Origin of the sequence: Acetobacter fabarum, from assembly GCF_040702925.2 — a bacterium.
GTDB classification, from domain to species: Bacteria; Pseudomonadota; Alphaproteobacteria; order Acetobacterales; family Acetobacteraceae; genus Acetobacter; species Acetobacter fabarum_B.
The window spans coordinates 1-13,444 of sequence record NZ_JBFCXX020000035.1 but is presented as its reverse complement, the minus strand read 5'-3'; the positions used below and the strand labels follow the sequence as shown (position 1 = coordinate 13,444).

The window sequence follows — 13,444 nt, the reverse complement described above, 5'->3', positions numbered from 1 at the left end:
CACGCGTGGCACTCCGTGCGCCAGAGGGAAAAACGGCTCAATCCGCTCCATCTGCCTCTCAGACAGCATAAACACATCACTCACAGGCCCACCCTTCATCGGTAAGACTGTGAATCACAACCTCTCGCTCAGTTCAATAAATTAATAGGTCCTGAGCCTAGGATCATGCATCGTTTGTGAATTAACGTCTGTGAGAAATTTTCTTCACAGAAATTACGATAATGAGAACATTTCAGCATCTTCTGTTAAGACATCTGTCACGTGTTCTCGCAATGTCTGCTTGAAACAGGAGTCTACGAGAACATTGTAGAAACATTTTTAACTTTTAAACCACTTACGATCCTCTGACGATCTAGCAATATCGATAGGTCATTTTGAATGGGATGCCGTGACAGTATAAAAATTATATATTTATTCAGTATTTCTGTAGAGAGAATATCGATGAGCGCTCAGTTGCATCCCCAGTTTGATATTGAGAAAGATATTTATACAGAAATTATCCGGCCTTTTCTTCTTGAATCCATTGAGGTTCTTGCATCTGTTGTTGGAGATACAGATCCCGTCGGTCGCAGACATTTTATAGATATGATTTATCATGATACTAATCGCAGGGGAGCATTTGCGCTCAAGCTTGCAACTGCCGTAATGTACGAAGTGGGTAAAATTTCACCCCCGGATGCAGGTGCGGTAGCCGGCTGTATTGTTCAATTAAGCCCTGATCTCGGGGTTGGAACAATTAGCACAGGGCAATTACTTTATGCCAGCGCATTGTATGATAATAATAAAGTTTCGTATTCTGACCTTAACCTTGCTTCGTATAATGATAATACGGCAAATACATCGCTTGGGTTTCAGGTTGGGGAATATCTTGCAGCAAACTGTATTGCAAGCTGGACGTGTATGCTATCCGTGAACCTGGAGTATGATGTATCTGGTATCTTGTGCCCCGGAGGACGTGAAAGTAAAAATGTTATAAACCAACTATTTTTTTATGGGTGTATTGAGTCAATCAATGTCCTGTCCGGGGTATCATCTGTATTTGATAAAATCTATAAACAGGTTAAAATCATATCAGCCCGAATTTAATTGCTTTCGCCACGGCGCCACAGGTTGTCTGCGCACAAAGTTTATGTCGGGCCGTGGCAAGATACAGTCTTACTGTTGCTTCAGAGATATTCAGCCTGAACGACACTTCCTGCGTCATTAAACCTTCGCCATGATAAGCGAGGCACTCTCGTTCACGAACTGATAGCCGGGGAGGCGTCAAAGGCTCCCGGCGACCCGCATAGTTGGCAAACCACTCATGCATGTAAGCCCCGATCTGGGAGAATGTTGCGGCATAAACTCTCCGTCGTTCCTGTCCGAAGTCATTGATATTACGACTGGTTATGGTCAGGAGGCCGACCTCGCCACGTAGCCCTCTTAACGGAATGGACATTCCATCTTTGCCCAGATTCTGTTGGGAGAAAAGTTGCATAACCCGCTTTTCTTTGTGGGAAAGTAACTTGATTTCTGACCATAAAAACGGAAGCGCACTGCTTAATGCAGTACGAACCACCGGATCTGAGTGAACGAGATTTTTTTCGGTATACAGAACTTGCCAGGAGAGTGGATATGTCGTGACCCCCAACTCTCCGCCCTCCCTTACCCAGGGGTTGGAAAGAAAGTGATAGGTCAGGTGGGCTGCGCCACTGTTATCCCTGATTTCAAATGCCAATTCCTGCATCGTGGAAATGCTTTCGCATGACTGGATGCGTTCGAGAAGAGTATCCCCTAAGGGAAGCAGTGCATTATGTGTATCAGGAACCATTGCGATAAGGCCAGCCAAGGTGTTCTTGGCTGGCATATAAGATTTTAAGCCGCCAATGCAAACTTTTTATTAATTTCTTCAAGACGGGCCTGTGACACATCAAACGTTGCGAGTGTAATCATCTTCCCTTCGAGCTTGGCGCTCATAATAGGTTCAGGTGGCCAGCCTGCGCGTTCATAGATCCGTAGCATTGGTCGAAAAAAAATACCTGTAAGATGAGTTATGCCGTTTTCCAGACATGTCTGACAAAGAGAACGCGCCAGTTCTCCTGTATAGTGTATCTCACCCGGCTGTAGTGTTGCACAGTAACGGGTGCTTTCCCATATTGTTGAACTATAAATATCCGGGCAGTCTGGAAAAAAGGAATGAAATTTGTCACGCAACATGGTTGGTCCCGTGGTAGGAATAATACGCATGGATGTTGCGTGGGAACCGTCGGGTCTCTCGGCTACAAAATAAAGAGGGTTATGTTCTCTGTCGTATTCGTCTTCTTCTTTCCCATCGACGACATTAACGTCCCATTTCAGGCGATCTCCAAAAACAATAGCACGAGCCTGAAGCATTTGTGTGTACGTTTGGCAATGAATATGACGCTGATTGTGGCTGAATACTTTTATCATCGGAGTCTCCTTTCTGGAGATTCTGATCTATTGCATCGTATAATCCATTGTAATTAGTTAATATTGATAGATTATCAATGTGAATATTATTTGTATAGTTCTGAAATTTTATCGTGATCTTCCGAGCTTCGGGGATTCATGACTGTGAGTATCGTCTTTACCCGAAGAACATCAATGTGCAGCCTGCTGATTCACACGACTACAGCGTGATGTTGCGGCGTGGCCGAGGGTGAACCGCATGCACAAAGTCCACCCGCAGGCATAGGGGAGAGCCAGTCGCCCAAAACGTCTTCGTCTATTTCGCGTGCATTATGTTTGGGTTGCGTTGACTGTGGACAGGCTCTGATGGGGGAGGGGGAAGATCCGGTCATACGCCATGTTGAAGACAAAAGCGTAAACCAGATAAAACAGCGCAAGGGAGAGCGAGAGCGAGATTGTCTCCATCAGCGGGGCATGGGTGTACAGGGCAATCCCCGGCACAAGGGCTACCTGCAGCCCGGCTTCGAACAGTATGGTATGCACCAGCCGCCCGTGCATGGTTTTGTGCGTGGTGCGGTAAAGACGGGTCATCACCCGGTCAAAAATCAGGTTGTACAGGTAGTTCCACACCATGGCGGTTATGGCGCTGCCAAGACCAATAATGCCCATTGCGGATTCGTGCAGGCCAAACAGGGTACTGCCTGCCGGAATGGTAATGGCAAGTGCGATAAGCTCGAACAGCAGAACATGGCGCAGACGGTCCATGCCCGAACGCATGGGAACTACAGGGGGTGCGGGTAGCCCTGCCGCGCTCAGGGCCGGGGGCTGGCTGGAAGAGGAAGTTGACATGGCGGCAATCTATCGAGCCTGATAGGAAAGGAAAGATGGAACCTATCAGAAAAACAGATGGATGAACGTTTCTCTCGAACAGCTTGAAGCTTTTGTGGCCACGGTAGATGCCGGGTCTTTTTCCGCAGCGGCGCGTGCGCTGGGGCGTGCCCAGTCGGCCATTAGTACGCATGTGGCCAATCTGGAGGTGGACCTCGGGGTGGTTCTGTTTGTGCGTACGGGGCGTACTCCCGTGCTGAGCGTGGATGGCGAGCGCCTGCTGCGCGAGGCCCGCGTGGTGCTGGAGCGGCGTGAGCACCTGATTGGTGTTGCCCGCTCTCTGGAAAGCGGGGTGGAGAACAAGCTGGTTGTCGCCATAGACGAATTATACCCCGAGCATGCCCTTGGTCCGGTTTTTGCGGAATTTGCGCAGGTTTTTCCGCATGTGGAAATGGAAATCCTGTTTCCACTCATGGAGGATGTCGGCCAGTTGGTGCGTGATGGTACCGCGCAGCTTGGAGTGATGTGGCAGCAGCACCGCATGCCGCCCGAACTTGCGTTCCGCACCATCGGGCGGGTGCCGCTCAAGCTGGTTTGCGGGCGTAATCACCCGCTGGCACAGGGTGGCCCCGTAGCGTGGGAGGACCTTAAACGTTACCGCCAGATTCTGGTCGCTGCCCGTGGGCAGGAGCGCGAGCGGCATTATCTGCGTCTGGCCGGGGAGGTCTGGTGGGTGGAAAGTCACTGGGTCATTCTGGAACTGGTGCGTCACGGCATAGGCTGGGCCTTTGTGTCCGACCATGTTCTGGCGGCATCCCCCGCCGCACCGGACATTGTGGTGTTGGAGCAACAATTTGATGCAGGCAACCGTCTGGTACCCCTTGCCGTGGTCTGGCACGCCAAGGGTTCCCACGGGGTTGCCGCGCGGTGGCTTTTGCAACGATTTTTTAAAAAAGAAGGGAATTTTTAAAACCGGCCACCGGATTCCCGCAGGGGTTTCCGGTTGTGTCGGGTTGTTGACATATGTGTGTAAGTTTTGTGTTGAAAAGGCAACAGTAACGACTATGATATGAAAACCCTGAAGGAAAACGAGAGAAAAACAGGTCTGCATGTCCCTTCTTAGCCCCCGCAAATCATGGCTTGGCCTGCTTCTTGGCAGTGCGGCCTTTTTTTCAGCAGCCACCGTTCAGGCCGCCGAACCCGTCCTGCAAACCGAGCAGAGCGACGTGGTTACCTTAAAACCTTACAGCCCCCACACCATTCTGGTGGAAGACGCGGTTTACACCCATAACAAGGATGGCCGTGTCGATGTGGTGGACGCCGATCGTGGCGTCCTGCTGGGTATGGTGCAGGCTGCCTACAACCCCAACATGGTGCTCAGCCCCGATGCCAGCCATTTTTATGTGGGTGAAACCACATGGGAGCGCGGCAACCGTGGCGCACGCAACGACCTTCTGGCCGAATACGATTCCCGGACACTCAAGCTGACTGCGGATGAAAAACTGCCCTCCCGTGCGCTGGTGACCCCCAAGCGGAACGACATGGCCATCAGTGCCGATGGCGCACGGGTCTATGTGTACCAGATGAGCCCCGCCAACGCGGTGCAAGTGGTGGACACAAAGGAACACAAGGTTACCCATACGGTGGAAATTCCCGGCTGTGCCCTTGCATATGCGTGGGGCAATGCCGGTTTTTCCTCCCTGTGTGGTGACGGGACTCTGAGCAATGTCAGCGTCGAAGCGGATGGCAAGGCCAGTGTAACCCATAGTGCCGCGTTCTTTGCACCTGACAAAGATGGCATTTTTGAACAGAGCCCCAGTGTCGCCAAAGACGGTGTTACGTATTTCATCAGCTATAGCGGTAAGGTTTATCCAACCACCCTGTCCGCCAATAGCGTTGTGCAGCCAGCATGGTCCTTGCAGGAAGGAGCCGGTCTCAAACCGGCATCCGATGCCAGCGCACCGTTTGAGGTCACCTGGCGTCCGGGTGGGTGGCAGATGTCCGCCCTGCATAAAGATACGCACGAACTGTATGTTCTCATGCACCGTGGTACGTTCTGGACCCACAAGGATGCGGGGACGGAAGTCTGGGTGTACAATACGGACACGCACAAGCGTATTCGCCGTATACCGCTCAAGGTGGCCAGCACCATGGTCGGTGTCACGCAGGATGCAAGTCCGCTGATGTTTACAACGGATGACAATGGCGACTTCTTCATCTCCGACGCTCGCACCGGCAAGCTGCTGCGGACCATGAAGGGACTTGGTACGTCTTTGATTTTCACGGTTGCGCCGGGTGAAGGATGAGCCTGCAGGCTTCGTTCTTTCTGGTGCTTGCATGGTGTGCTGAAGCAGGGCAGCTGGTAGCGGCTTTGTGCGCAGGTGGTATTGGTGCCCTGTTTATGGTGGCCGGTATTGCCAAACTGCGGGCGCATGACACGTTTTTGGGCACGCTTGCCGCTTACCGCCTGTTGCCTGCAGGGTTGTACGAAAGTGCAGCCTGGGCACTGGCTGTGGCCGAAATCGGGGTCGCTGTTCTGCTGTTTTCCGGTATTGGGGCAGGTGCTGGCAGCATTGCTGCGGCAGGGTTGCTGGTCGTGTTTGCCTGCGCCATGGGCGTGAATGTGCTGCGCGGCCGTACGGACCTGTCGTGCGGGTGCACACCGGGAGTGGCTGGTCAGAAGCTTTCCTGGGCAGTTGTGCTGCGTACTCTGGCCTGTGCCGTGCTGGCTCTTGTGCCCTGTCTGGGCCTTGCCTTCGGGGACGGGGTTGCTCCCGTACTGTGGGGGCAGGGTGTTGTAGGGGGCGTGTGCCTGTATCTGCTGTGGCAGGCCATGCAGGTGCTGCCACCTGTCGACGTGCCCGGGTCCGGCATGCAGGAGCATGGCGCATGATTATGCTGTTGTGTCTCTGGCAGGCGGTTCTGGTCGTGCTGGTGCTTGTGCTGGCCGTTGTGCTGGTTGCACTGGCCCGCCAGATTGGTGTTCTGCACGAGCGGCTGGCACCGCTGGGTCATCAGGAGGTCAAGCCCGGTCTGGACGTGGGGCAGGTGGTTCCGCGCCTGATCCTGCATACGCTGGACGGCCAGCCCTTTACCGTGGGGGATGTTCTTCCCGCAGGTCGCAGGCAGCTTTTGCTGTTTGTGGCGGCGGAGTGCCCTGTATGCAAGCGTGTCTCTCCCATTGCGCGCCAGATTGCTGCCGAGCGTGGGCTGGACCTTGTGTTTGTAGGGGACGGCCCCGAGCCCGAACTCAAAGCCATGCAACTGGCCCGGCCAGAAATGCAGGGTGTTCCACTTATAACCGGGGTTGAACTGGCTCTGGTTCTTCAAATCAACCGTATGCCAGCGGTGGTACTGCTTGATGAGCGCGGCACTATACTGGCCAAAGACCTAGTTAATACGCGGCGGCAGATTGAAGGGGTGTTGGATGGCGTGGCCCCCACACACTCCGCAGCGCCAGCCGATACAGGAGCGAATGCGCATGTTGCCTTCTGAACACACTCAAAAAACGGAACAGGATGTCTCCCTGTTCGACCGTCTGACCGAATCCGTGCTGCGCCGCTTTGCGGGGCGTACGTCCCGCCGTGGCGTGGTGGCCCGTCTGGGCGGGCTTGCGGCGGCCGTGCCGCTGTTCCCGCTGCTGCCGGTCAGCCGGGCTTCGGCAGCAGCGCCTGCTGCGGGCAAGGCTGCCTCCAGGGCTCCGACCCCTTTTGGCGCCAAGGCGCAGGTCAAGGATGCCAATGCGTGCGATTACTGGCGTTATTGCGCCATTGACGGCAACCTGTGCACGTCCTGCGGCGGTGGGGTTCACAGCTGCCCGCCCGGCACGGCTCCGTCTCCCACATCGTGGATCGGGAGCTGCTACAACCCGCAGGATGGTAATTCCTACATGATTGCCTACCGCGACTGCTGTGGTCAGGATTCGTGTAACGAAGTAACCTGCCTTGGCACGGACGGGGACCAGCCCTCTTACCGCCCCATGGCCAATAACGACATCATCTGGTGCTTTGGCACAGGGACGTCGGAAATGTATAACTGCTCTACCGCCGCCGTGGTCGGGAAAGCTTCCTGAGCATGCGCATGGCGTTGTTGCGTTGTGTTCTGCCTGCCTGCGTTACGGTGCTGGCCCTTATGGCCGGGACCGTGCGCGCCCATGCGGCGCCAGACGCCGTGCCGGGTGCAACGGCCCTGAGCCATACGCAGTCTGTGTATGTTTCGCATTGTGGTGGGTGCCACGGGATTGAGGGCATATCCGGCCCGACCTTTGTGCCCATGCTGCGCAACACTGTCGGCAGTTTTGCCTGCACGGAGGAGGGGCGATCCTATCTGGTGCGTGTGCCAGGTGTGTCCATGTCCCTGATCCGTGATGACCAGACTCTGGCGGATGTCATGAACTTTGTGCTGATCACACTGGGTGGGGCCAGCACACCGCCCAGCTTCAGGCCCTACACGGCAGCGGAGGTGCACACATGGCGTGCGCATCTGCTCTCGGGGCCGGACTTCATGAGCCAGCGTGCGCATGTGCTCGAACGTTCGCTTGCCGCCTGCGCGCATACACCCGGCAAAGGGTGAGTGCGGCGCGCTCCTTGTAGCGGTGCGGCAACACGGAGCGGGCTCGGCTTGTGGCAGGTCCGGTGGATGACATGAAAACTTAAAGTGACTTCTGGTTGTTTCTTATCCAGCCTGCATCCGGTGCGACCCGCTACTCTTGTCCGGCCGGGTTTTACTGAATAATTTGGTTCTGATCTGTGGAGCAAAAAAAGTATGTTTCTTCGCCGCCCTTTGCCCGTTGGGATGTGGCTGACCATGCAACTGGCGGCGCTGCCCGCTCTGGCGCAGGAAAAAGTAATTCCCGGTGATTCCGCGCGCCCTCTGGTGCTGGAAGAAACCCCTGCGGAAAAAGCACAGGCGGACAAGGAAGAGGTTAATCTTAAAACCTCCAAGAACCATACATGGTTTGATGATCTGGAAGGCCACCTTGTGGTCGAAGCTGGCGTAAACGGCAACCCGTGGACACATACAGGCCGTAACTGGGCACAGTCCTACGTGGACCGCGCCAACACGGCTACCCTGAACCAGATTACGGGTACACTCTCCCACCCCACGACCGACATAGGTGGCGGCTATGGCATCGGGTTTGTGTTCGAGGTGCTGTACGGTTCGGATGCCCGCTTTAACCCGACCATTGGCATGGGCGATGGCAATCTGACGGGCATCTACCAGTGGGCGCCGACACAGGCCCATATTGATGCGCATCTCCCCTGGCTGAGCAAGGGCGGCATAGACCTGCAGATTGGCCAGCAATATGGTATTCAGGGTTTTGAGGGGACGGATGCGCTGGAACGTCCTTTTTATTCCTACAATTATTCATCCGATTATATTGTGCCGTTTGAAACCGTGGGCGTGCTGGCCACATGGCACATGACCGACACGGTTGCCTGGGTCATGGGGGTTAATGCGGGTAACTCCACCACATTTGGCGGTGCCAAAAACAACAAGCGCCCCAAAGGGTATTTTGGCGTGCAGCTTACCGGCCTTGCCGATGGCAATCTGGATGTGGCGGCCATTGCCTATCTTGGCCCGCAGCAGAGCGTATATGCCATTGGCAATCTGGCCAACCAGAAAATGGAATATGTTGGCGATATTCTGGCTACGTACAAACTGAATACTACCACCTCCATAACGCTCAATGGCACCTATTACCACGACGACTATCTGCAGGATGACGTGTACGGCGTGACCACCTATTTTGCGCATGATTTCTCCCCCTCGCTGACCTTTAACGCGCGTGGCGAAATCTTCCGTGACAATAACGGCCAGCTTGTGGGTGCGAATACGTCCCCCATGTCCTACGTGAACGAACTGCGCGGGCGGCCTTACTCCTATGATCAGGCGCCCGGCACCACGTATGGGGAACTGACCGTGGGCGTGACCTACCGGCCGGAGTTCCTCAAGCTGCCGCGCGGCAGCTTTTCCCTTCGCCCCGAAGTGCGGCTGGACAAGTCGCTCAATGGCACCCGTCCGTTCAACCGTGTTTCTCCCACGGATGATCCAAACGTCAATTTGGCCAATAACGGCACCAACAATATGTTCTGGTTCAGTTGCGATGCCATCTGGTCTTACTGATATGCCCGTACCGGGGGGGAAGGCGCAGGTATGACACAGGCCAGCCTGCAAACTCTTGTCCTTGCAAACGCCATGCTGAGCCTGCTGCTGTGTGCCGCGTTTTTTGTGGCGTATCGCATGGTGCTCAGGCTGCGCAGGCTTTTTCAGGAAATCGCACCTGTGGGTGCGCTGACAAATACACGCGGCCCCCAGCCGGGGGATAGGGCCCCCGCAGGCTCTTTTGCAACGCTGGATGGACAGGCCATGGTGCTGGCTGGTGGAGCCACGCCCCGCCTGCTGCTGTTTGTGTCGGCTACCTGCCCGATCTCGCGCAAGGTCATACCCATTGCGCGCAGCTTCTGCGCCAGGGAGCAGTTGGAACTGGTGTTGGCGGGGGATGATAACCCAGCCGCACAAACCCTTTTTGCACAGCAGACTGCTACACCACCCGCCCTCTTTATAAACGACCCCGCCCTGGGCCGTGCGCTGGAAGTGGACAAGCTGCCAGCCGCTTTCCTGCTCGATCAGCAGGGGGTGCTGATCGCACGCGGGCTGGTGAACAACCGTGAACATCTTGAAAGCCTGCTCAATGCGTGGGAGAGCGGGTTTGACACGGTGCAGGCCTATATCGCCCATAAGCGCAAAGCAGCCCATACCAGCACGTAGGGGAGTGCTGGCGCACGGCCCTTTGTGGCCGCGTGCCAGCGTACCATGCGTACCCTGCCTGCCTGTTCCGGCCTTGTGGATGGCCGAACCTTCATGCACACAGAAGCGTTGAGGTTAATCCGTGCGGGAGACTGCGCGGGGTCCATCCATACTCAAGGAGAACGCAGGCGTGAGCATTCCTGAACTAACCCTGAACGATGGCCGGAGCTTTCCAGTTATAGCTTTTGGTACATACAAATTAAACGGTGCGGCAGGCGTGCAGAGCATGCTCAGTGCGCTTGATGTCGGCTACCGTGCGCTGGACAGCGCATTTAATTACGAAAACGAAGGGGCCGTGGGTGAGGCCATACGCAAAAGCGGGCGTGTGCGCGAGGAATTAAGCATTGCCTCCAAACTGCCTGGCCGCCACCAGAAATATGATGAAGCCCTTGCCTGTATTGAGGAATCCCTCTACCGCGCCGGGCTGGATTATTATGATCTGTACTTCATCCACTGGCCCAACCCCAAGCAGGGCCTGTATGTGGAGGCATGGCAGGCGCTGATCGAGGCGCAAAAGCGCGGTTATGTGCGCTCCATTGCCGTATGCAACTTTCTGGTCGAACATCTGGACAGGCTGCATGCCGAAACAGGCGTGCTGCCTACCATCAACCAGATCGAGCTTTCGCCCTACTTTCCACAGGACGATATGCGGGCTTACCACCAGAAGCACGGTATTGTGACCGAAGGCTGGAGCCCGATTGGCCGGGGTGGCAAAATCCTGTCTGATGAGCTGATAGCAGGCATTGCCAGACGGCTGGGCAAAACCCCGGCGCAGATTGTGCTGCGCTGGCATGTGCAGGTGGGTTCCGTGCCTATTCCCAAGGCATCGCACCGTGAGCGGCAGGTGGAGAACATGTCCGTGTTCGATTTTGAACTGACGGATCAGGACATGAAGGACATCGCCACTCTGGCCCGCCCCGATGGGCGCTCCTTCGGGCAGGACCCCGCGACATACGAGGAGTTCTAAGGGCGGCAGGGGCGGGGGCAGCCTCAGGCTGATCCTCCAGACCCGCATCACCCGTGTGGTCTGCCAGTCTTCCTGAGCAGACCACATGGCAGTCACATAAGGTCAGAACCGGAAGCGGACATGGGCCTTGGCGCCGCTTTCCACGGACTGGTTGCCATATTGGCCAATATAGGAAAGCCCGACATCAATCCGGTCTGTCAGGCGTGCCGTCAGCCCCGTATCCAGCACTGCGGCATTGGTGGACAGGGCAACCCCGGCAATGTCCATTCCAGCGTTCCCCAGGCTGGCGAAGTTCTGGCGCTGGGTTGGTACCGTCAGCCCGAAGGCGTGGCGGTAGGCCAGCATTCCGTGGGGTACCAGCACCAGCTTTCCTACCCGCATGGCTGAAGAAACACGCAGACCGAACGTGGAGAACGTGACCCCGGTATCCATGGCTTTTCCGTTCACCGCCCCTGCATTGCCATGTTCATGATAGCTGTCGGTATGCAGGTTGACATAGGCGACATTGCCAAAAGGTTCGATAATGCTTCTGCCAGCGTGCAGCCTGTAGCTGAGTTCGCCAAAGCCCTGCGCCGTGCCGCCCAGATAGCCGCTGCTCAGACGCTCACCCAGCCCCGGAACGGCCACCGTCCGGCTCGTGCTGAGCATGTCCCACGTATAGGTCGCCCCCAGCCGCAGGTTGAGACGCCCCCAGTGTGTGCCCGCATAGCCGCCAACCGAGACATTGTTACTATGCCCTGATGAGGCACGCCCGGATCCGATATCAAACATGGAGCGGCCATAGCTGATCAGCCCCCCTATGCGCCATGTTTCCATGACCGGCGCATCCACCCCCATGACAAAACCCGCGGTCGAATGTTGCATGGTCGCGGCGTTGCCATCGCCCGCATTATGGCCAAGGCTGCCATAGGCTTCGCCCCACAGCATGGCCCTGTCCGCATGGCACCCGTCATCACGCTGGGTATGCAGGTTCGCCGTGCGGATCGTGCCGTCGGCCGAAGCGCTGTCGCACCCGGCACTCTCCAGCCGGTCCAGTGCTGCCTGCCTGACAAAGAAACTGTCCTGAATAAGTGCTGTGCGGGCCGAAGCATGAACCTCGCCCGACAGGGCGTTGAAAGCCGCGCGCGCACCCTGCGCACCCAACTGCGAAACAGCACCAGCCACGGGGTTACCTGTTGGCAGGCTGTCCAGCGCCCCGCCTGTCGTCCTTTCATTACGGCTATTCCCGACAGAGGCGAAGGTGACAGTGTTACGGGCCTGCATGATATCGACACTCTCCGCTCCATAAACCAGAGAGGGTGTGAGGAATGTGTAAGTATCGCCCAGATCGGTGGTCAATCCGTCATAGCGACCGGACACGCCCTGCGCTGACGAAACAATCTGGTAAGCCTGACCATATTGCAGTGTCGGCGCGCCAGCCACATTCAGGCGCACTGTTCCACCAGAAAGGGTGACCGCTCCCATGACATTCACCAGATCACTGTTCATCCGCTGATAGGACGTGCCATTCACGGACAGGCTTGCACCTGTGGGTGTTCCGGTCGCGTCAATGACGAGGGTCGATCCGGCGGCCATGCCCAGATTGCCATTGACAGTCATGGTTCCGATCTGGCCGCTACTGGCCGGTGCAAGAATACCCCCTGTGGCAATCTGCGTGTTTCCGACCGTACCCGTACCGGCCAGCGTGCCGCCGTTACTGACGCTGACAGCCGAGTTGGCCAGAGAACCGCCTACGTCCAGTGTGCCCCCGACAAGACTGGTCGTCCCGGTAAAGGCTCTGTCATCCCCCTCGATTCCGACTGAACCGGTGCCGGATTTCGTAAAAGACCCGGTTCCTGAAAGCGGGTTTGCTAGAATGCCAGATGTCTCCTGCGCGACTTCCAGCGCGGCATCATCCACGATCCCGCCCGAGCCGAAGCTGGAAGTCGTTCCGACCAGAGTTCCCCCCGTAATGTTCGTGCCCCCGGTATAGGTGTTCTGACCGGACAGAAGCAGTGTGCCCGAACCGGCCTTTGTCAGACTGGCGCTATCACCAGAAAGAACACCGGACAGGGTCGTGTTCAGGCCATTCGTATCAACGGTTGAGTTCGTGCCATAGAATAATGTGATATTGACCGCGCTTGTCAGGTCGGAGCCCGTATCCTTCAGTGTGCCGCCTGCCAGGTAGAATGCATAACTACCAGCACTTCCCTCATTATCAACAATACCATTTGTGCCGCCCACTGCGATTGTACTACCCGCGCCAACCCCCAGAACACCCCGACTGCCAGATGTGACGGTGGAACCATCTCCAAAAGAAATCGGTCCGGCAGAGTTGAGCGTGCCACCTCCATCAACATAAAGGGTACCAGTCCTGTTGATTTTCACTGAGAACTGACCCGGGTAGGGCGGAAATTTTCATCGAGATTTGACCCATGCCTTCACACTCCC

General features: G+C 56.2%; 14 protein-coding genes. 10 read left to right on the top strand and 4 right to left on the bottom strand.

From position 1 onward, the window contains the following. The first annotated feature begins 441 nt into the window (after positions 1-441). On the top strand, positions 442-1,086 hold the full coding sequence (locus AB2L51_RS14490; protein ID WP_395582947.1) for a hypothetical protein: 645 nt from the start codon (positions 442-444) through the stop codon (positions 1,084-1,086). On the opposite strand, the gene AB2L51_RS14485 is transcribed toward AB2L51_RS14490, so the two are convergent. The 3 genes from AB2L51_RS14485 to AB2L51_RS14475 all read right to left on the bottom strand — a co-directional run bounded on the left by AB2L51_RS14485 (position 1,067) and on the right by AB2L51_RS14475 (position 3,258). Beyond that, entirely contained in the window at positions 1,067-1,846 is a 780-nt protein-coding gene (locus AB2L51_RS14485) for a helix-turn-helix transcriptional regulator (RefSeq protein WP_395582948.1), read from the bottom strand. The genes AB2L51_RS14490 and AB2L51_RS14485 overlap by 20 nt on opposite strands. An 8-nt stretch (positions 1,847-1,854) precedes the next feature. Further along, on the bottom strand, positions 1,855-2,430 hold the full coding sequence (locus tag AB2L51_RS14480; RefSeq protein ID WP_395582949.1) for an acyl-homoserine-lactone synthase: 576 nt from the start codon (positions 2,428-2,430) through the stop codon (positions 1,855-1,857). A 309-nt stretch (positions 2,431-2,739) separates the two neighbouring features. Further along, entirely contained in the window at positions 2,740-3,258 is a 519-nt protein-coding gene (locus AB2L51_RS14475) for a PACE efflux transporter (RefSeq protein ID WP_395582950.1), read from the bottom strand. Positions 3,259-3,319: 61 nt separating this feature from the next. On the opposite strand from AB2L51_RS14475, the gene AB2L51_RS14470 reads away from it, so the two are divergent. From AB2L51_RS14470 to AB2L51_RS14430, 9 genes are all read left to right on the top strand, one after another. Continuing rightward, complete coding sequence (locus AB2L51_RS14470) at positions 3,320-4,207, top strand: LysR family transcriptional regulator (RefSeq protein ID WP_166111980.1); 888 nt, start codon at positions 3,320-3,322, stop codon at positions 4,205-4,207. A 139-nt stretch (positions 4,208-4,346) separates the two neighbouring features. Further along, a complete protein-coding gene (locus tag AB2L51_RS14465) occupies positions 4,347-5,543 on the top strand; it encodes an amine dehydrogenase large subunit (protein WP_395582951.1) in 1,197 nt (398 codons plus the stop codon). Then, positions 5,540-6,130 (top strand): MauE/DoxX family redox-associated membrane protein, encoded by a 591-nt coding sequence (locus tag AB2L51_RS14460; RefSeq protein ID WP_395582952.1) that lies wholly within the window; start codon positions 5,540-5,542, stop codon positions 6,128-6,130. The genes AB2L51_RS14465 and AB2L51_RS14460 overlap by 4 nt, the downstream gene beginning before the upstream one ends. Further along, positions 6,127-6,732 carry a redoxin family protein gene (locus AB2L51_RS14455; protein ID WP_395582953.1) on the top strand — a complete coding sequence of 202 codons (606 nt, stop codon included), beginning with the start codon at positions 6,127-6,129 and terminating at the stop codon, positions 6,730-6,732. The genes AB2L51_RS14460 and AB2L51_RS14455 overlap by 4 nt, the downstream gene beginning before the upstream one ends. Then, positions 6,719-7,309 (top strand): methylamine dehydrogenase (amicyanin) small subunit, encoded by a 591-nt coding sequence (mauA, locus tag AB2L51_RS14450; RefSeq protein WP_395582954.1) that lies wholly within the window; start codon positions 6,719-6,721, stop codon positions 7,307-7,309. The genes AB2L51_RS14455 and mauA overlap by 14 nt, the downstream gene beginning before the upstream one ends. A gap of 8 nt (positions 7,310-7,317) precedes the next feature. Further along, positions 7,318-7,809 carry a c-type cytochrome gene (locus AB2L51_RS14445; RefSeq protein WP_395582955.1) on the top strand — a complete coding sequence of 164 codons (492 nt, stop codon included), beginning with the start codon at positions 7,318-7,320 and terminating at the stop codon, positions 7,807-7,809. 192 nt (positions 7,810-8,001) lie between these two features. Beyond that, positions 8,002-9,363, top strand: a complete 1,362-nt coding sequence (locus tag AB2L51_RS14440) for an outer membrane beta-barrel protein (protein ID WP_166111962.1) — start codon at positions 8,002-8,004, stop codon at positions 9,361-9,363. A gap of 45 nt (positions 9,364-9,408) precedes the next feature. Further along, positions 9,409-10,008, top strand: coding sequence for a thioredoxin domain-containing protein (locus AB2L51_RS14435; protein ID WP_395582958.1), 600 nt, complete (start codon positions 9,409-9,411; stop codon positions 10,006-10,008). Between the two features lie 169 nt (positions 10,009-10,177). Beyond that, complete coding sequence (locus AB2L51_RS14430) at positions 10,178-11,014, top strand: aldo/keto reductase (RefSeq protein ID WP_395582956.1); 837 nt, start codon at positions 10,178-10,180, stop codon at positions 11,012-11,014. 102 nt (positions 11,015-11,116) lie between these two features. Here AB2L51_RS14430 and AB2L51_RS14425 read toward each other — a convergent pair whose 3' ends face one another. Beyond that, complete coding sequence (locus AB2L51_RS14425; protein WP_395582957.1) at positions 11,117-13,381, bottom strand: autotransporter outer membrane beta-barrel domain-containing protein; 2,265 nt, start codon at positions 13,379-13,381, stop codon at positions 11,117-11,119. Positions 13,382-13,444: the final 63 nt, after the last annotated feature.